At 41.3% G+C, this 17,441-nt stretch carries 19 protein-coding genes; 12 read left to right on the forward strand and 7 right to left on the reverse strand.

Annotated elements, in window-relative coordinates:
• Window positions 1–20 precede the first annotated feature (20 nt).
• From WQ57_RS14825 to WQ57_RS14860, 8 genes are all read left to right on the forward strand, one after another.
• Window positions 21–1,208, forward strand: a complete 1,188-nt coding sequence (locus tag WQ57_RS14825) for a levoglucosan dehydrogenase (RefSeq protein WP_046524567.1) — start codon at window positions 21–23, stop codon at window positions 1,206–1,208.
• A 289-nt stretch (window positions 1,209–1,497) separates the two neighbouring features.
• Complete coding sequence (locus WQ57_RS14830) at window positions 1,498–2,592, forward strand: L-dopachrome tautomerase-related protein (protein WP_046524568.1); 1,095 nt, start codon at window positions 1,498–1,500, stop codon at window positions 2,590–2,592.
• 451 nt (window positions 2,593–3,043) lie between these two features.
• Window positions 3,044–3,391, forward strand: coding sequence for an ArsR/SmtB family transcription factor (locus WQ57_RS14835; RefSeq protein WP_046524569.1), 348 nt, complete (start codon window positions 3,044–3,046; stop codon window positions 3,389–3,391).
• 11 nt (window positions 3,392–3,402) lie between these two features.
• Window positions 3,403–4,368 carry a TIGR03571 family LLM class oxidoreductase gene (locus WQ57_RS14840; RefSeq protein WP_084820287.1) on the forward strand — a complete coding sequence of 322 codons (966 nt, stop codon included), beginning with the start codon at window positions 3,403–3,405 and terminating at the stop codon, window positions 4,366–4,368.
• Window positions 4,369–4,405: 37 nt separating this feature from the next.
• Window positions 4,406–5,428: an LLM class flavin-dependent oxidoreductase gene (locus WQ57_RS14845; protein WP_046524570.1), complete on the forward strand. Its 1,023-nt coding sequence runs from the start codon at window positions 4,406–4,408 to the stop codon at window positions 5,426–5,428.
• A gap of 154 nt (window positions 5,429–5,582) precedes the next feature.
• Window positions 5,583–5,882 (forward strand): heme biosynthesis protein HemY, encoded by a 300-nt coding sequence (locus tag WQ57_RS14850; RefSeq protein WP_046524571.1) that lies wholly within the window; start codon window positions 5,583–5,585, stop codon window positions 5,880–5,882.
• Between the two features lie 81 nt (window positions 5,883–5,963).
• Window positions 5,964–6,680: an SDR family oxidoreductase gene (locus WQ57_RS14855; protein WP_046524572.1), complete on the forward strand. Its 717-nt coding sequence runs from the start codon at window positions 5,964–5,966 to the stop codon at window positions 6,678–6,680.
• A 647-nt stretch (window positions 6,681–7,327) separates the two neighbouring features.
• Window positions 7,328–7,765, forward strand: coding sequence for an ASCH domain-containing protein (locus WQ57_RS14860; RefSeq protein WP_046524573.1), 438 nt, complete (start codon window positions 7,328–7,330; stop codon window positions 7,763–7,765).
• Between the two features lie 207 nt (window positions 7,766–7,972).
• Here the strand turns inward: WQ57_RS14860 and WQ57_RS14865 are convergent, their stop codons facing one another.
• From WQ57_RS14865 to WQ57_RS14875, 3 genes are read right to left on the reverse strand one after another with little or no spacing between them, the layout of a single operon-like run.
• Window positions 7,973–9,109, reverse strand: a complete 1,137-nt coding sequence (locus WQ57_RS14865) for a zinc-dependent alcohol dehydrogenase (RefSeq protein WP_046524574.1) — start codon at window positions 9,107–9,109, stop codon at window positions 7,973–7,975.
• Window positions 9,110–9,126: 17 nt separating this feature from the next.
• Window positions 9,127–9,486, reverse strand: a complete 360-nt coding sequence (locus WQ57_RS14870; protein ID WP_046524575.1) for a spore coat protein — start codon at window positions 9,484–9,486, stop codon at window positions 9,127–9,129.
• A 15-nt stretch (window positions 9,487–9,501) separates the two neighbouring features.
• Entirely contained in the window at window positions 9,502–9,711 is a 210-nt protein-coding gene (locus tag WQ57_RS14875; protein WP_046524576.1) for a hypothetical protein, read from the reverse strand.
• A 161-nt stretch (window positions 9,712–9,872) separates the two neighbouring features.
• Between WQ57_RS14875 and WQ57_RS14880 the strand changes: the two genes are divergently transcribed.
• The 3 genes from WQ57_RS14880 to WQ57_RS14890 all read left to right on the forward strand — a co-directional run bounded on the left by WQ57_RS14880 (window position 9,873) and on the right by WQ57_RS14890 (window position 11,339).
• A complete protein-coding gene (locus WQ57_RS14880; RefSeq protein WP_046524577.1) occupies window positions 9,873–10,076 on the forward strand; it encodes a hypothetical protein in 204 nt (67 codons plus the stop codon).
• Window positions 10,076–10,384, forward strand: a complete 309-nt coding sequence (locus WQ57_RS14885) for a spore coat protein (RefSeq protein WP_046524578.1) — start codon at window positions 10,076–10,078, stop codon at window positions 10,382–10,384. Before WQ57_RS14880 ends, WQ57_RS14885 begins: the two co-directional genes overlap by 1 nt.
• 382 nt (window positions 10,385–10,766) lie before the next feature.
• Window positions 10,767–11,339 (forward strand): MEDS domain-containing protein, encoded by a 573-nt coding sequence (locus WQ57_RS14890; RefSeq protein WP_046524579.1) that lies wholly within the window; start codon window positions 10,767–10,769, stop codon window positions 11,337–11,339.
• A 43-nt stretch (window positions 11,340–11,382) separates the two neighbouring features.
• Here WQ57_RS14890 and WQ57_RS14895 read toward each other — a convergent pair whose 3' ends face one another.
• Window positions 11,383–11,829 (reverse strand): Rrf2 family transcriptional regulator, encoded by a 447-nt coding sequence (locus WQ57_RS14895; protein WP_046524580.1) that lies wholly within the window; start codon window positions 11,827–11,829, stop codon window positions 11,383–11,385.
• 217 nt (window positions 11,830–12,046) lie between these two features.
• On the opposite strand from WQ57_RS14895, the gene WQ57_RS14900 reads away from it, so the two are divergent.
• Window positions 12,047–12,910, forward strand: coding sequence for an SDR family oxidoreductase (locus WQ57_RS14900; protein WP_046524581.1), 864 nt, complete (start codon window positions 12,047–12,049; stop codon window positions 12,908–12,910).
• 439 nt (window positions 12,911–13,349) lie between these two features.
• Here WQ57_RS14900 and WQ57_RS14905 read toward each other — a convergent pair whose 3' ends face one another.
• The 3 genes from WQ57_RS14905 to WQ57_RS14915 are packed head-to-tail and all read right to left on the reverse strand — an operon-like array spanning window position 13,350 to window position 17,035.
• A complete protein-coding gene (locus WQ57_RS14905; RefSeq protein ID WP_046524582.1) occupies window positions 13,350–14,423 on the reverse strand; it encodes a Ger(x)C family spore germination protein in 1,074 nt (357 codons plus the stop codon).
• Complete coding sequence (locus tag WQ57_RS14910) at window positions 14,420–15,544, reverse strand: GerAB/ArcD/ProY family transporter (protein WP_046524583.1); 1,125 nt, start codon at window positions 15,542–15,544, stop codon at window positions 14,420–14,422. Before WQ57_RS14910 ends, WQ57_RS14905 begins: the two co-directional genes overlap by 4 nt.
• A complete protein-coding gene (locus WQ57_RS14915) occupies window positions 15,545–17,035 on the reverse strand; it encodes a spore germination protein (protein ID WP_046524584.1) in 1,491 nt (496 codons plus the stop codon).
• Window positions 17,036–17,441 lie beyond the last annotated feature (406 nt).

The raw sequence follows: 17,441 nt of genomic DNA on the forward strand, positions 1-17,441 counted from the left end.
ATGAATTGGAGGAAATGAACATGAAAAAATTAAATGTAGGTATGATCGGCGGCGGTTTTATGGGGAAAGCACACTCACTTGCATATGCAGGAATGCCAATGTTCTTCTGGCCGGCACCAGCCATCCCGCACCGCCACACAGTCGTGGATGTGACAGAAGAACTGGCAAAGGACGCTGCCGCAAGACTGGGATTTGACAATTACTCTACCGATTGGAGAGAAGTTATTAACAATCCGGAAATCGATATCATTGATATTGTAACTCCAAACAACACACATGCTGAAATTGCGATTGCTGCTGCAAAGGCTGGTAAACATATTATCTGTGAAAAGCCGTTAGCATTAGGCGCGGAACAAGCGAAGGAAATGCTTGAAGCAGTAAAGGCTTCTGGTGTTAAACACGCGGTTGCTTTCAACTACAGAAGAACACCAGCCGTGGCTTTGGCCAAGAAGTACATTGAAGAAGGAAGAATCGGGAAAATCCTGAGCTTCCGTGGGACCTACCTGCAGGACTGGTCAGCTGATCCTAACTCACCGTTATCCTGGCGCTTCCAAAAGAAAATCGCCGGTTCAGGTGCACTGGGCGACATCGGAACGCATGTGGTCGATTTTGCCCGCTACCTAGTTGGCGAAATCACCGATGTCAATGCGATGACCAAAACGTGGATTTCGGAAAGACCAGTTCAAACCGGAGGTATTGACAAGCTGGGAACAGTGAAAAACGGCGGGGAGGATGTAGTTAAGGCTTCCGTCGATGTAGACGATGAAGTGATCACGATGGTCAAGTTTGAAAATGGAGCGATGGGAACGATTGAAGCCACACGCAATGCATGGGGCCGCAACAACTTCCTGACATTTGAAATTCATGGTGAAAAAGGATCTTTAGCCTTTAACTATGAGCGCCGCGATGAGCTGCAAGTTTGCTTTGCGGATGATCCTAGTGATGCAAAAGGTTTCAGAACGGTGTATACAGGACCTGCCACTCCTTACGGTGAAGGATTATGGCCAATTCCAGCTCTGGGTATCGGCTATGGTGAAACAAAAATCATTGAAACTTATGATCTATTTAAAGCGATTACGGAAGATACTGAGTTTTCGCCAAACTTCGAAGACGGTTACGTAATCGAAAAAATTGCAGACGCCATCCTCGAATCAGCCGAGAAAGGTCAGTGGGTCAACCTAGAAAAAGCTACTGTAGATGTAAAGTAAAACAGGGGGGCTCCCGCTTCCCTTATGGCTGACAAGAAATAATTGGCTTTACTTTTTACATCCCCAATCAGCCTGAAATTGAATGTGAAGAGTGTAGATGATATAGACGATAAATCATATATAAGTTTGATATTAGGAGAAGGGAAGGTAGCCGCAGCAGTGGCTAACTTCCCTTTTATGTTTTAAAGGGACAGAGGTTGCTTTTGCCCTAGGAAAATGACCAGGCACTAGAAATGAGTCTTCACCATATATAGGTGATATCCCGTTTGAACTTGGTAAGGAGGATATCATGAACTCTATGTTGCCTATGGAAAAATATTTCGGAAAGTTAGAACTCGTTCATGCATTTTATGGTGCAATGCCTACCGGTGTTACTGTTTCAGAAACAGGCCGTATTTTCATTTGCTTTCCGAAATGGGGGGACGATGTTAAATTTACGGTGGCAGAAATTGTGAATGGGAAATTGACACCTTATCCTAGCTTAGAAACCAATTTAGTAAGTTTCAATGATCTTACAAGGTCGTTTATAAGTGTCCAAAGTGTCGTTGCTGATGGAAGGGGGACGCTTTGGGTATTAGATACGGCGGCACCAAATTTTTCAGAACCTATTATAGGGGGGGCTAAATTAGTCGCAGTTGATTTAGATACCAATAAAATTAGAAAAGTATATACCTTTTCAGAGGAGGTTGTCCTGCCAACCACTTATTTAAATGATGTCCGATTTGATTTTCGTGTTGGAAAAGCAGGATATGCCTATATTACGGACTCTTCATCCAGGGGACCGGGAGCGATTATTGTCGTCGATTTAGAGAATGGAAACGCGTTTAGACGGTTAAATGGGGCAAATTCAACCTCACCCGACCCCTATTTTATCCCAAAGGTAGAAGGCAGAATTTTGATGAATAGAAACAAAGATGGATCGACTTCCCCATTTAGATTGGCGTCTGATGGAATAGCGATTTCTCACGATGGCAAGGTTTTATTTTTTTGTCCACTAACCAGTCGTCATCTTTTCTCGATTTCAACAGAATTCCTAAGAGACCGGACGATACCAGATAGAGATTTAACTTACCGTGTGGAGTATTGGGGAGAAAAAGGTGCATCTGATGGAATGATCACCGACGCAAAAGGAAATGTTTATGCTGGGGATTATGAAAATAACAGTATTCGAAAAATATTGCCTAATGGAACAATGGAAACAATAGCACATGATCCAAGAATTTTATGGCCGGATACTTTTTCAATTGGCCCGGATCAATACTTATATGTGATTGTAAACCAATTGCATCGGCAGTCCAGATTTCATTATGGAAAAGATTTACGAGAAAAACCGTATAGCCTACTTCGCATGAAAATTGGTGAATTACCTGCTCCTTCAAAGTAAATTAATCGTTGATTAGCAGGTTATCGGGAGAACTTGTTAGCATTTCCACTGTTGATTCTACCCGCACATTTTATCGGTTTTTCGGTCAGTGAGCATTACATTTTGGGGTTTCAATAAAATCAAACACGATATTCAGTCGGCTCATTATCAGGAATACAGGAACAATATTGCAGACCTTGTATCAACTAGAGAAGTGTATAAGCTAAAAATAATGGAATAAGTTCAAAGATGGAGTGGCGGAACCGTCGGAAAAACCTGTTATATGCAGGTTTTTAGTGATCTTTTTTAAGATGGGAGCTTTTCGCCGTATCTCCTTCGAAACAAATCAGTTGATTTGGACAGACCAGATGGCTAATATATTAATATCGCGAATTACCGATTTGGCATGATACTTTCAAATCACCTATCCATCTTCCATTGGGATAGTGATAATCGATATAGAAAGAGGCAAATGACATTGAAGCAGGAATTGGAACGCTTAAAGGATGAACAAGCCGTTGAAATTTTCAAGGCATTGTCGAACCAGACGAGAGTGAGCATTCTTCAAATGTTAAAAGATCCCGACAGTCATTTTTCACCGCAAGCCCATATTATTGCTGATGAAGGATTTGAAGGCGGGGTTTGCGTAGGGGATATCCGAAGCAAGGCCGGGATTTCGCAATCCACTACTTCGCAGTATTTATCGATTCTGCTGCAAAGCGGACTGGTTGAAATGAAGCGAATCGGACAATGGACGTATTATCGCCGTAATGAGGAGACAATTAAAAAGTTCGAAAAATACATTGGTACAAAAATTTAAGGAGAATTGAAGTGAGTTTATTACAGCATCGAGCATTTAACAGGTTGTACCAAAAGGATAAAATGACGCTTGGTTTCGCGATTCCGACGGCAAGGATGTCCAAATATCCGATTATGGAAAATCAGCTGTCGCTTGCCCGCAAAATTGAAGACCATGGTTTCGCGGCAATGTGGCTTCGGGACGTTACGATTCAGAATTTGAATATTGATGATAATGGTCAAATGTATGATGTATGGATTTATTTGACCTATCTTGCGGCCCATACCAAGGATATTGCACTTGGAACGGCGAGTGTGGTCCTCCCGCTGCGCCATCCTGTCCGAGTGGCAAAGGAAGCATCATCTGTTGACCGGTTGTTTCCCGAACGCCTGATCATGGGAGTGGCTTCAGGAGACCGGGATAAGGATTTCACAGCTTTGGGTATATCCAAGCTCGAAAGTGGAGGGCTGTTTAAAAAGAATTATGCATTCCTTGAACAGCTGTTAAAGGAGGACAGTCCGACAATCAACAGCGATTTAGGCGTCATCGATGGAACCGATATGAGAATGATCCCCAAGCCTTTTTCCTCGATTCCGACCATGGTGACAGGATTCAGCAATCAATCGATTGAATGGATCGCCCAGAATGGGGACGGCTGGATCCAGTACCCGAGGATTATCCCACAACAAACTCAATTGATTAACGAGTATCGCGAGTTGTCGGAAATTCACGCCCCAGGAGTGTTTAAACCTTTCACTCAGACCTTATTTATCGATTTATCGGAAAATCCCGATGCATTTCCTGTTCCGATTCCGTTAGGGTTTCGTGTAGGACGCAAACAGTTATTAGAAATTCTATATCAATTTCAATCCATTGGTGTCAATCACCTGGTATTCGTATTGTATTTTTCAAAGCGCCCTCCCGAGGAAGTCATACAGGAGCTTGGAGAGTTTGTGCGGCCTTACTTTCCGACTCATGAAATTCCAGTAAGAGATTAGTTTTTAAAAAAATTAGATAAGGGAAGAAGATGAACTTATGTCTAAACATGCAAATAAACTAAACGAAATTCCATTCTCGGTGCTTGATCTTTCACCGATAACAGCCGGAAATACTCCAGCCGACTCTTTCCGCAATACATTGGAACTCGCACAGCTTACTGAAAAACTTAGTTACAACCGTTTTTGGCTCGCTGAACATCATAATATGCCGTTTATCGCCAGTTCCGCTACTTCTGTGGTGATGTCCCATGTGGCAGCCGGTACATCAAAAATCAGGATTGGTTCAGGAGGAATCATGCTGCCGAATCATGCACCGCTCGTCATCGCTGAGCAGTTTGGCACTCTTGAATCATTATATCCTGGGCGAATTGACCTTGGTCTGGGGCGGGCACCCGGTACAGATCAGGGGACCGCTCGTGCATTGAGACGCGACTTGGGAAGTACCGGAGATGACTTTCCTGAGCAATTAGCGGAACTCCGAGGTTACTTTGATCCATCCCTGGCACAAGGGAACCCTATAAAAGCGATTCCAGGTGAAGGTTTGAATATTCCAATCTGGCTGCTGGGTTCAAGCGGCTTCAGTGCGCACCTGGCCGGGGAATTGGGTTTGCCATTCGCGTTTGCCGCCCATTTCTCGCCTCTTAACACTCTGGGTGCTCTACAGATCTATCGCAAGGCGTTTAAGCCTTCGAATGTTCTCGATAAGCCGTATGCGATGGTGGCATTGAATATCATTGCAGCAGAAACGGATAAAGAGGCAAAGCGCCTTTTTACAACAATACAGCAGCAATTTTTGAATCTGATCAGCGGCAACCTTACACCGCTTCAACCACCGGTAGATGACATATCCGAAGTGGCCAGCAGCTACCAATTAAAGGCTCTCGAGCAGCAATTAGGCTCATCGATTGTTGGCAGCCAGCAGACGATAAAGGACAAGCTGCATTCATTTTTGGAGGAGAGCAAGGCTGATGAAATCATGGCCATTGCCCAAGTTTTCGACCACAAAGCCCGCCTCCGTTCGTATGAAATTCTGGCAGAGATTACAAAAAGCGAAAGTTAAAAGGAAGCTAGGGAAATCCTTTTGTGAATTCCTTAAAACGTTGACAACATGACCTGGACTCGTTAGGTTTTACTGGATTCTTTAACAAAGGGGATTTATTGGATTATGGTGTATTTTAAAAATATAAAAATGATTAGAATAGGAGACATAAATTATGCAATGCAAAATTAACCGAAATGCTGCTAAAGTGCTGAAACAGACGTTGGAAAGTGAAGAGGCTGTTGGGAAAATGGTTCGGGTATACGTTACACTAGACCATGGGGACCATGCCCATTATGATATAAAGCTTGATACTCCTACAGAACACGATGAAATTGTGAAAACAGACAAAGACATTGATGTTTTACTTGATAAAAGAGAACCGTTTTTAGATGGGGTCTGGATCAAGTATTTCTATATGCCGCAAGCAGGATTTGACATCACGAATTCTTCCAAAGGGCATCACCATCATTAAACACGTGACAGAGCGATTAGAAATTAATATTCACAATGAATTTCAATACAAAAAAAGTTTTAAGAAGGAAGGGTTTTTACTATGTCATTAAACGGTAAACGAGTAGTTGTTTTAGGGGGTACTTCTGGTATTGGTTTAGCAACTGCCAAAGCTTTTCTCGATCAATCTGCTCAAGTGATTATTGCCAGCCGTTCTGTTTCCAAATTAAATGAAGCAAAACAAGTTCTTGGTGGCAATGTAGAAGCAACTGAAATCGATTTTCGAAGCGAAGAAAAAGTAGCAGAATTTTTCAGCAAGGTTGGAAAATTTGACCACCTTGTGGTAACAGCAGGAGAAGGCGCAATGGGGCACTTTAGCGAATTGCCTGTGGCAAGTGCTAAAGAGGCGTTTGATAGTAAGTTTTGGGGGCAATATATTACCGTCCGTTCAGCACTTCCATATTTAAACAATGAAAGCTCAATTACCTTAACCTCTGGTGTATATGGCGTTCGTCCTCCTCAAGGCGCTACTACGTTAGCGGCAATCAATTCAGCCATTGAAGGATTGGTTCGAGGACTTTCCGTAGACCTAGCCCCTATTAGGGTAAACGTGGTTTCACCTGGAATTGTAGACACTCCAATCTACGCTGGAATGCTAGATGATCAGAGGCAAGCACTGTTCAACGGCATTGCACAACAGCTCCCTGTTGGACGGATTGCAAAGCCGGAAGACATAGCTGAAACCTATGTATACCTTGCTAAAAATGGTTTTACTACTGGGACAGCTGTTCTTATTGATGGTGGAGCTCACTTAGTATAATGGCCTAAATGGATGTTGAACATAAGCTTATCACCCTTTCAAGCAGCGGTTCTAACTAAAATAGATAAGGTAAGAGTTAAGTAATTTACTGGTGGCAATACTGCAAAAGAGTATTGCCGCCTTTTTTGTTCATTAGGTACATAAAAAGATACAAAAGGAAGTGTTGATTTTATTTTGATACCGATGATATGAAAGAGTTATGGAACACCACTAAATTACTATAAGAGAGTTTATGTTATTACCTTTCTGTCTTCTTGTCCTTTTATCACTGATACATATTCGTACCTACAATAAAAGCAGACCCAAACGGATCTGCTTCGTTTTATGATGGATTTGTTGACCATAGTCCAGTTGATCCAACATTGAAAGTACGCACTTTTATTTTACATAGTGTTAAAAAGTATACTATAAGTTTTTTGATTATATTCTTTTTAACAGTAGGAGCGGCTATATTTTGGGGGTGTTTTTTAGAAAAGTTAAATAGGGAATCCTAAACGGTATGAGAATTTCCCTGTTTAACTTCTGCTATTATTTCTGTAATGTATCTTCCTAAAACATTGCGCCTTTTTCTTAGTTCGTGTACTAACTTATTGTATCGGAGGCAATCCTAAAGTCATCTAATTGTAAGGAAAGGTGGTGTTCCATTCATGAAGGTTCTATCAATGATCCAGCCTTGGGCAAGTTTATTTGTGCTCCGCGAGGCCCAGTATGAAACAAGGACCTGGAAAACAAACTACCGGGGAGACCTAGCCATTCATACGAGTAAAAAAATAGATAAACAAGTCTGCAGCTACAGGATCATCCAGGATCTGCTTGGAAAGCATGGTTATTCAGCAGACAACTTGCCGACCGGAGTAATCATAGGCGTCTGTAAGCTGCGAAACTGTCTGAAGGTAGTGGAAAACCACGGAACATGGGCGATGCTGGAAGATGGGCGAAAAGTTTCGGGGAATGACTTTTTGCTGGGGGATTTTGCTGTTGGAGGCTACGTGTGGGAAGTTGAGGACATGCGGCTCCTTGAAAAATATATTCCTGCAAAAGGGCAGCTTGGCCTGTGGGAGTATGGCGGAGAAATACAAATGTAAATGGGACTGGTTTGTATATGTCCGGATACAAAATACAGAGGAGGTCCCCTCTTACAGCAGGCCTCTCTTTGTTTTTGTGCAGAAATAAGAGCTAAATCCCAATGTTCCCCTTTTGAAAGGCTATTTACTCACTAGCACGTTAGTTACCAGTGACAAACAAAAACCCAGCCTTTAACTTTAAAGTCCTTGAACTGGGCATTTGTTTTATTACGGTTTTAACACAACTTTAATACAATCTTCCATTTTTGTATCAAAAACTTCATAACCATGCTTGGCCTGATCTAATGGAAGAACATGTGTGACAACGTCACTTGGGTCGACTTTACCAGAAGAAAATAAATCGTATAGGAAAGGCATATAAGGAATAACTGGGGCCTGACCTGATTTAATGTCGACATTTCGCTGGAATATATCACCTAATGGGAAACCGTTATAGCGGCCGCCGTATACTCCGGTAATTTGAATGGTACCGCCTTTCCGGACTGCCTGACTGGCGATTACAATGGCTCCCATTGCTCCGCCATGGAGCTTTAGCCCGCTTGCCAGAAACTCCATGGGTGTCCACTTGCCATCCATTCCTACTGCATCAATAACAATATCGGCTCCGCCTTTGGTGATTTCTTTCAGGTATTGACCCGTGTTTTCATGCTGTTCAAAATTGACAATTTCAACCTTGTTTGTTCGTTTCGCATGCTGTAAACGGTAATCAATATAATCAACAGCAATAACCCGCTTAGCGCCTTTATACCAGGCAAATTTTTGTGCCAGTAAGCCCACTGGGCCACAGCCTAGTATAATGACAGTATCACCTTCCTTCACCCCCGCATGGTCAACAGACCAGTAGGCGGTTGAAGCAGCGTCAGCCATTAGTACAAGCTTCTCATCTTCTACTTCACAGTTTTCAGGAATCTTAAATGGGGTGAAATTCCCGTAAGGGACCCTCATATATTCGGCCTGTCCGCCAGCATAACCACCTGTGGTTTCTGAATATCCAAAAAAACCGCCCATGTCGCCATGAGGATTGGAGTTGTCACATTGGCTTGTCAGCTCATGCTGACAATACCAGCAGGAGCCGCAGCTCACATTAAAAGGAATGATTACGCGATCCCCTTTTTTCAGGTTTCTTACATCTGGTCCAACTTCCTCCACTACTCCCATCGGCTCGTGTCCAATTACGAAGTCTGTTGGCATATTGGGAATCATTCCGTGAATTAAATGCAGGTCAGAACCGCAGATAGCAGAGGATGTAATTTTTACGATAATATCATCAGAGTTCTTAATTGAAGGATCCTTTACCTCTCTTACTTCTACATTTTTAATCCCTTGGTAAGTAACAGCTTTCATCTCCTATATCCCTCCTTTTATTGACTTGGTGTTGCAAACATTCCGCCCCGGTCCGTATCGTTAGGGAAGAGAGTCATTTGCCCAATTTGAACTGCGGTCTCTGCCCCTTTTAGGTCAATCGGGACCTGATCTTTAAAGTTATATGGATGAAGCCATTTATTTTTTATCATGAGCTCGGAAATCTCTCCATGCAAGTCGATGGCGGATTCAAGTTGTTTCGTTAATACTCTTCTTAGTTCAGGACTTGCTGTTTCTGTAATAGCAAATCCGTAATTGCGTATCCCATTTTTTACAGATAATAAAAAATCCATAGCAAATGTTGAATCTGCTAAATTTGGCATGCCCTCTGAATTTCTTGGATCAAGGTAATCCTGCATTTATTTCACCTCCACTTAATGTATTACATCGCTTTGCTTATAAAAAGGCAGCAGTTCATTGATATCTTGAATGTTTTGCTTCACATCTTTTTCCATAAGCTGTTTAAGCTCATTATTGAAGCAAATTCCCGTCATCAATTTCGATCTAAGCAAACAAACGGTTTTAAAGTTCAGGATTTCATGTGTTTCCAATGTTTCATGCAGCGCTAACTTTTCCTGGTCCACTTACTCACCTCCATTGAACTTGACAAATGTATTATGGCGAAAACCTCTTTCATCTATGCAATGTTTTAACTATCCATGAATCCGAGAAAAGTGATGAATACAGTGTCAACCTATTTGAAAACATAAAAGGGTAAAATATCAAAATAAATGGAGTGACGAAAATGGTAAAGTATCTAGGATTGCACGAGACTCTGGACGTACATGAATTATTGACCTTTAAAAACATCTGCTTGACCATATCATCTACGATGGGCGCATTGGCACAGGACGAGGAATTGAAAACCATACTTGCAAATGATGTTACAGCTGGACAAACCCATATTGCGCAATTGCAAACATTTATAACGAATCGGGAGGCAGAATAATGAACCAATTTGTTCAAAATATGGTGGGGATGGGCGGAATGACCGATCAGGTGATCGCAACGGACTTTTTAATGTCGACAAAGGCTGGAGTCAGAAACTATACAATTGCTATCACAGAATCGGCTACTCCAGAATTGCGTACAGCGTTAAGAGAACAATTGCGCGCTGCCATTCAAACTCACGAAAACATCACTAATTATATGATTGCAAAAGGATATTACCATCCACATGAATTGAAGGAACAGCTGCAGGTTGATTTAACTGCTTCCAACACCGCCCTTAACATCGCACAACAATCAAACAGTTAAACAAGAAGTAAACCCTAATAGGGGTTTAGGCTCACAAAAGGTGGGAGTTATACAGTGAAAAATAGGCAATCCCCAACTTAAATATGGGGTTTGCCTTCATTTCAGACACTCTTATCATGAAAATGTTCTTATCTTATTAATCTATCTTCAATCTCTTTTTCTGCAAGGGGCTTCTTGGATAGGTCGTGTATTTTAATAACGGTACGAAAAACGGCTGAAAAAGAAAGGAATAGTTTTAAAGGCACTTCGGTTGATAGTAAACTGACAATAGTTAATAATTTAATTAGATAAGAATGATATTCAAAGTAAGGCAAAAATGCTTGTTTAAAGAGGAGCCGGTACAGTTGCTAAGATACTCATCTCATTTAATGGTGATACATCAATGGCTATAATATCTAGTCCCAGTAAGAAGTTTGATCAGAAGGCTCATATATTTTATTGTTTTGAGGACCTTGAAAGATATTTCGAAAATGCTATTTGTTTCATAACATCTGGTATTGAAAAAGGGGAGCAGGTCATATTTATTGAGAATGAAAAAATTTTTTCTAAGCTATTTAAAGAGCTTTCTAAGATTCTCACAAAAAAACAATTGGCTAAGGTCCAATTCATCAACAATTTTGATTATTACTTCAGCGGTGGTCGATTACATCCTCCAACCACTTTGGATTATTATTCTAAAGCTGTGGAGCCTTATTATAAAGAGGACATTCCGTTTCGAATATGGGGCCATGTCGAATGGGGCCAGCAAGAAAATATTTTTTCAACTTTAGAAACCTTCGAAAACAAAATGTCAGCTAAGTTAAGTAAGGAGGAAATACTCGCGGTCTGTGCCTATGATGCCAAAAGAGTAACAGATGGTCTTATGGATATGCTCATTGATTGCCATGATCTATTGATGACAGATCGAGAGTTAACAAGTTTTGAGAGTGATAGAAATAATGATAAGCTATCCTAGATTTTTACAATGAAAAAGACATTCTGTTTTAAAGAATGTCTTTTTATGATTGATTTATTTCCAATTTCTCTTTTCCTTCAATATCCTGCACGATTTCCTTAATGGTTACATTTCCTAATACCTTTTCCATAGCCAATTGAGCTGCTGACAATACAGGGGCGATGGAATCCTGAATATTCCTTCCCACAGGGCAATCTGGGTGCGGATTTTCATGCACGCTGAATAATTCTTTTTCCTGGACAACGTCTACTGCTCTATATACATCAAGCAATGTTATATGTGAGGGGGCCTTTGCCAGTTTTGCCCCTGCTTTGCCAGGCTGGACTTGAATCAATCCTGCCTTTTTTAGCATCCCCATTATTTTCCTTATTAAAGTAGGGTTGGTGTTTACGCTTCTTGCTAAAAATTCCGAAGAGCTTACCCCATCCTTATTTAAGTCAATTAGAGCTAATATATGAACACCAACGGTAAATCGGCTGCTGATAGACATTTCAATCACCTGCCTTTTTTTTAATAACAAAATATATCATACAGTATAGATGTATTTAATTTTGGTTAAAAGGTATTATACCGTAAAATACGTAAAAAAAAAGGTTTGCCAAATTTGTTGACAAAGCAACAACAAGTATCTATCCTGAATACAGGTATTCAAAATTAATACAAGCTAGCAGTGGAATTTTCAATATATAATTTGGAGGAATCACCTAATGAAAATTTTAGTTACGGGAGCAACAGGCAAGCTTGGAACAAAAGTGGTGGAAGCATTACTGAAAACTGTCCCAGCAGAGCAATTAGCTGTCAGTGTTCGTAACCCAGAGAAGGCAGAGGCTATGAAGGATCGTGGAGTAGAAGTCCGTCAAGGAGATTTTGACCGTCCGGAAACATTGGAGACGGCTTTTGCAGGAATTGATCGACTTTTAATTATTTCAGCAGACGGTGATAATGAAACAAGAATTCGCCAGCATGGCAATGCAGTGGCTGCCGCAGAACGTGCGGGAGTGAAATTTATTGCCTATACCAGTATCGCAAACGCACAGGAAAGCAATAACTTCCTTGCGCCGACACATAAGGCAACAGAAGAAGCGATCCTTAAAACAGGCATACCTTATTCCTTCCTCCGCAACAATTGGTACTTGGAGAATGAAGTCCCAAGTATTCAGGGGGTAATGGCAGGAGCACCGTGGGTGACTTCTGCAGGAGGTGGAAAGGTAGGCTGGGCCCAGCAGCAGGATTATGCAGATGCTGCTGCGGAAGTTCTATCCAGCAGCGGGCATGAAAACACAATTTACGAGCTATCTGGGAAGCTGTTGACCCAGGAGGAATTTGCATCCGTACTTGGAAATGTATTGGGCAAAGAAGTGCAAATACAACATGTCAACGACGCTGCTTACGCTGAAATTATGAAAGATGCCGGCCTGCCGGATTTCCTCATTCCTATGCTTGTCGCCATCCAAAAAGACATTCGTGAAGGTACACTGGAAATCGAAAACAGTGATTTCGAGAAACTTCTTGGCCGTCCAGCTACACCAATTAGTGAGGGATTGGCTCAAATTGTAAAAGCTATTTCTTAAAACAGTTCATTTTAATAAAACCGGCTTTCTTTCATGAGAAGGCCGGTTTTATTTAGAAAAAATATTAAAGAATCCAAAGGGCAGTGTATTTCCGGGTCACTTCTGGCAAGGCATCGAGTCCTTTTATGCCGGGATCCAGGAGGCGGGTCCCGTCGGCAAATGTAAAATATCCACCTACAGTACCGCCCACAAGTGTCACGATGCCAGGATATCAATGGTGTCCGTCGCCACTGTTGTTTCCTTTTACCATGCGGATCGACAAAGGCCAACTTGGTGTTGAAAGTACCGGGAATTCTTAACAAAAATGAAAAGTCGGGAACTGAAAAAAATTTCCTTTTTGTTTCCTTTCTCGACATAGCTGGTGCATCTATGGAATCACAAAAATAAGGCCGAAATTCCCTTGGCCAGTTTTAGGAAGCAGAACATTCGCCCCCTGATTTTATATTGTTAGCGGTTCAAGCTCTATACTGCAGTCTACTTTGATTTTTGCACTCTTCCAGAATGTTAGCCAGTCTTCCGCAGACATGGACTTTGAAACCGGTGTCAACGTCTGCCGCCCAATTTCAAGGGGGTCCACTCCTAATTCCTGAAATGTCTTCAGCAAACTAACTGTGCCCTCTTCCAAATAATCTTTTATCTCGTCTGTCAACTCGTAAAAATCTGCCTGCGAGTTCAGGTCTTTGGATCCTCGGTATTCATCAATTCTGCCTCGATACTGAATTTTTAAAACAACGGTATGATCCTTCAAATTTACTTGTTTCTTCACTATTGCATGGACCTCCCCCAGGGATAAATCCAATGGTTCAATAATGACGTTCTTAAGAAATTTGGACTTGCTTAGAAGCAGGAAAAATTGATCTTGTTCCTTGTCCGTCTGCCCTTTTAGCTTTCCGTTACTGAAAAATCCAGTTCCCTCATAGCTGAAACAATTTTTATCTACATTAAATACCGGCATATAGGGATCTGAATAGGGAGTATGCGTTTTTTCCATAAACTCATGAATATTAGTGACCGCAATTTCTCCTTGGTTCTCTTTTTCGTAATGTTTAAACATCCTGTAAAGATAGTAATCCAGGTCTTTTTGCTTTTGCATCTGGTTTTTGGTGTACGCCTCGAAATCCCCCTTGAACACTATGAGAAAAAGCCGCGGGGAAACTTCCGGATCGGTTAGGAGCGTGTCCATCAAGTTTACAATTCCTGTTTTTGCAATCTGTTCATCAATAAACAGCATCCGGAGCTGCCCAAACCTTATTTCCCTGTAATATTTAAAATTAAATTGCCTTCTACCCTGCTCCAGCAGTCTGACTTTGGTGGAAAAGAATTGTTTTTCTTCATTCATTATAGGAGGGACCAATGTAGCCACTGTTAAGCTTCCTTTTTCCTCCCCCTGTTTCACTGCTAAAAAGGTAACAGGTGCAATTTCCTCGACTGTATTCTGGTCGGAAAAAGGCGAAAAGCCCGTTAAAAAACAAATGCAGCCTATTAGCAAAACGGTAAAAATCGGTGACCTCAATGGCTGGAACGCCTCCTTCTTCTTATATTGGCAACAAGGAGGAGCGATGGAATGAGCAAATAAGTGAGCGTACCTGACCAAAGCTGCAGGTTCGTCCACCCGTTAAGCTCCTTTCCTTGTCTTCCAAAGAACTGATCGATTAAAAACAGACATACAAGAACAAAAAAGCTTACTCCATATAAACCTTTCCGGCCTGTCTCTTTATGTACTGAGCATGCAGAAATTCGAATGGCGCCATACAAGCTGAGCAGCAAAAAGGATGCCAGGAAAACATATTGGAACATTTGCATGGATATCATCACAATTTCTATTCTTTCAAAGACAGGTGTCTGAAGGTATCGGATCATATTGAGAACCGGATAACTGATTTTCCCCAAGTACGGTGTGCCGAAAAAGAACAGGCATGCCATAAATAATACAATATACAGAAAAACCGAAATACCATTGGCGATGGATAAATATGTCAACGCCTTCTGTTTGGGATTAATCCATGGCAGTGCGAGTATTATATACTCCGGCCCTGATAAAGATGACCAGATCATTAACATCCCTTTCCAGGGGTGCTCATCCCGACCAGCAGGAATAAGCGGATATAAATCAAGCACATCAGCTCCTGGAGGAACGAAATATGGAATGTACAGCAAGATCATCCAAAACGTACAAAAAAATGCGATAATACCGAAACGCAGCGTTTTTTCCATCCCCTGACTGGCAATATAAGTGCATATCAGCATTATGAACAGAAACAGCCATGAGGGCTGCATGGATGGAAAAATAAATTGATGGACGATTTCAGCGTATCCAAGAACAATAAAGCAAAGTTTGATTAAAATGACGGCGATTCCTGCAAATGCGATGATGCGAAGATTCCGATGTCCAAACAGCTTGGCGAATCCATTGTAACCTTGCTTTGAATCCATATAAGACATGCTCTTTGATAAAATAAACAAATTAATTTGGGACAGGATGCCTACTGCCAATATCCCAAATAATAAATACGACTGCTGCAACATCTTCGGCAGGAACAAAACAAAATAGAGCAGCTGGGATTGATGTACAAAAGCGATGATAAAGCCGTTTCCGAACTCGGCTGTCTTATCAAATAATTTATAATCCCCCATTTACCCATCTCCCCGGTTATATCTCCATTTAAAGAGAGCATCTGCCTGTTTTGGACGCTTTTTCATCCATGGAATTGGCGCCCGGAAAAAAAAATCCATCCAATCTCTCCAGTAGAGCGGTGCAATCGGAGAAAAATATGGCTGCTTCAGGCTTGTGAGTCCGTTAAGGTGGGCCAGCATGTGGATCAAGCCTAACACAATTCCTGGTATGCCAAGAAAGGAAGCTAAAATCAAGTAGGCAAATTGGATGAGAGTGTTTGTTTTGCTTAATAAATAGTTGGGAACTAAAAAAGATGCTACGGCAGCTACTCCTACTAACACAATTAATATCTTGCTGACAAAACCAGCTTCGACGGCTGCCTGGCCAATCACAATACCAGCAATCGTCCCCAGGGTAGTGCTCGTTTTATTAGGCATCCTTAAACTCGCTTCCTTAATGATCTCCAATACGAACAACATTAACAGCCCTTCCCAGAAAGGACTAAAGGGCAGCTTGCTCCTGGACTCCAATAAAACAAATAAAATCTGAAGCGGAATGATGTGATAATGATGGGTCGTTAAAGCCACATATAGAGGAATCAACAAAATTGAAACCATGTAGCTGACATACCGGAGACTGCGAAGGAAACTCGCAACGATCCATCGATGAATATAGTCTTCCGGTGATTGAAATAGGTGGAAAAATGTGATTGGAGCAATTAACGCAAACGGTGTATTCGCCACAAGAATGACAATCTTGCCGAGTCCGAGAGAATAGGCACATTGATCCGGGCGGTCTGTCTGCTGAAACTGCGGAAAAACGGAATGAATATGATCCTCCATGAATGCGGCCAGATTGGACTGTTCAATAATCATGTCGAAATTGATCTTAGATATTTTTTTACGGGCAATATCAACAATATCCGGATTGGCTATTCCCTCTACATACAGCATGACAACCTTGGTTTTAGTAAGGTACCCTGCAGAAAACTTTTCCGTCTTAAGTTCTGTCAGCGGAAGCCTTCTTCTCAGCAAGGTTATGTTTTGGTCGATCTGTTCTGTAAAGCTGTCCTTGGGACCATACAAAATGGTTTCCGATTGAGATTCTTCAACGCTTCTCGCTAAAGGATTTTCCAGCGGAACAGCCCATAGATGCCCCTTATCGTCATAAATAAGAACATGTCCCTGCATCATCAACTTCTGGGCATTATCAAGCGTGGTAACGGCGACAATCTTTTCAGAGGAAAGGCAGGTATGGATCATTTCTTCTGAACAATTTTTCACTGGCTGAATAATGGATTCATTTAATCTTTCCAGGTCGATCAACGTTTTGATATAAACAATCGTGATTTTTCGGTTTCTGCTGATACTGTGTTCGATCGATTCTCCATCGTCCATATTTGAAATCATGGCCTTCAGTGATTCAAGCGATAAATCCTCATTTTTTTGAAAAAGCTCGTTGCCGTTTTTTTTTTCGTGGCGGATTTTTTGGATCCTCTTATTCCAAAACATATTCCTCACCTAATGTATTAGTTTAATGCTCTATCATTACCGGTTTATTATGCTCAATAAACTTTTCATTATCCAGTAACTTCATAAGACGACAAGGGTTTCCAATTAATCCAATAAACCGACCTTAAAGATTATATCGAATTAAAGGTTAATGAATATTAACTTTATTAACTCAATCAATGTTTACTCTAATCCAGATAGTAGCGTGCGTCCTAATGGCCAAGTATATATATATATTGTTGTATATCTGACAATGAGAAAACTTTAAGATATAAATATATTGGAATATTCATGAAATGAGGGGGATTCATTTATTGTGATGGCTGAAGAGGATTGTTACGGCGGTCTTTTTTCTAGTAGCTGAAAAAATGTTCAACCAGAAATATCTGGTTGAACTTATAATTCG

Origin of the sequence: Mesobacillus campisalis, from assembly GCF_000986785.1 — a bacterium.
In the GTDB taxonomy this organism is placed as follows: domain Bacteria; phylum Bacillota; class Bacilli; order Bacillales; family Cytobacillaceae; genus Mesobacillus_B; species Mesobacillus_B campisalis.

Excerpts from the sequence above, each read along its gene's own strand:
- WQ57_RS14825 (WP_046524567.1), top strand. The coding sequence starts at position 21 with ATGAAAAAATTAAATGTAGGTATGATCGGCGGCGGTTTTATGGGGAAA.
- WQ57_RS14830 (WP_046524568.1), top strand. The coding sequence starts at position 1,498 with ATGAACTCTATGTTGCCTATGGAAAAATATTTCGGAAAGTTAGAACTC.
- WQ57_RS14835 (WP_046524569.1), top strand. The coding sequence starts at position 3,044 with ATGACATTGAAGCAGGAATTGGAACGCTTAAAGGATGAACAAGCCGTT.
- WQ57_RS14845 (WP_046524570.1), top strand. The coding sequence starts at position 4,406 with ATGTCTAAACATGCAAATAAACTAAACGAAATTCCATTCTCGGTGCTT.
- WQ57_RS14850 (WP_046524571.1), top strand. The coding sequence starts at position 5,583 with ATGCAATGCAAAATTAACCGAAATGCTGCTAAAGTGCTGAAACAGACG.
- WQ57_RS14855 (WP_046524572.1), top strand. The coding sequence starts at position 5,964 with ATGTCATTAAACGGTAAACGAGTAGTTGTTTTAGGGGGTACTTCTGGT.
- WQ57_RS14860 (WP_046524573.1), top strand. The coding sequence starts at position 7,328 with ATGAAGGTTCTATCAATGATCCAGCCTTGGGCAAGTTTATTTGTGCTC.
- WQ57_RS14865 (WP_046524574.1), bottom strand. The coding sequence starts at position 9,109 with ATGAAAGCTGTTACTTACCAAGGGATTAAAAATGTAGAAGTAAGAGAG.
- WQ57_RS14870 (WP_046524575.1), bottom strand. The coding sequence starts at position 9,486 with ATGCAGGATTACCTTGATCCAAGAAATTCAGAGGGCATGCCAAATTTA.
- WQ57_RS14880 (WP_046524577.1), top strand. The coding sequence starts at position 9,873 with ATGGTAAAGTATCTAGGATTGCACGAGACTCTGGACGTACATGAATTA.
- WQ57_RS14885 (WP_046524578.1), top strand. The coding sequence starts at position 10,076 with ATGAACCAATTTGTTCAAAATATGGTGGGGATGGGCGGAATGACCGAT.
- WQ57_RS14890 (WP_046524579.1), top strand. The coding sequence starts at position 10,767 with ATGGCTATAATATCTAGTCCCAGTAAGAAGTTTGATCAGAAGGCTCAT.
- WQ57_RS14895 (WP_046524580.1), bottom strand. The coding sequence starts at position 11,829 with ATGTCTATCAGCAGCCGATTTACCGTTGGTGTTCATATATTAGCTCTA.
- WQ57_RS14900 (WP_046524581.1), top strand. The coding sequence starts at position 12,047 with ATGAAAATTTTAGTTACGGGAGCAACAGGCAAGCTTGGAACAAAAGTG.
- WQ57_RS14910 (WP_046524583.1), bottom strand. The coding sequence starts at position 15,544 with ATGGGGGATTATAAATTATTTGATAAGACAGCCGAGTTCGGAAACGGC.
- WQ57_RS14915 (WP_046524584.1), bottom strand. The coding sequence starts at position 17,035 with ATGTTTTGGAATAAGAGGATCCAAAAAATCCGCCACGAAAAAAAAAAC.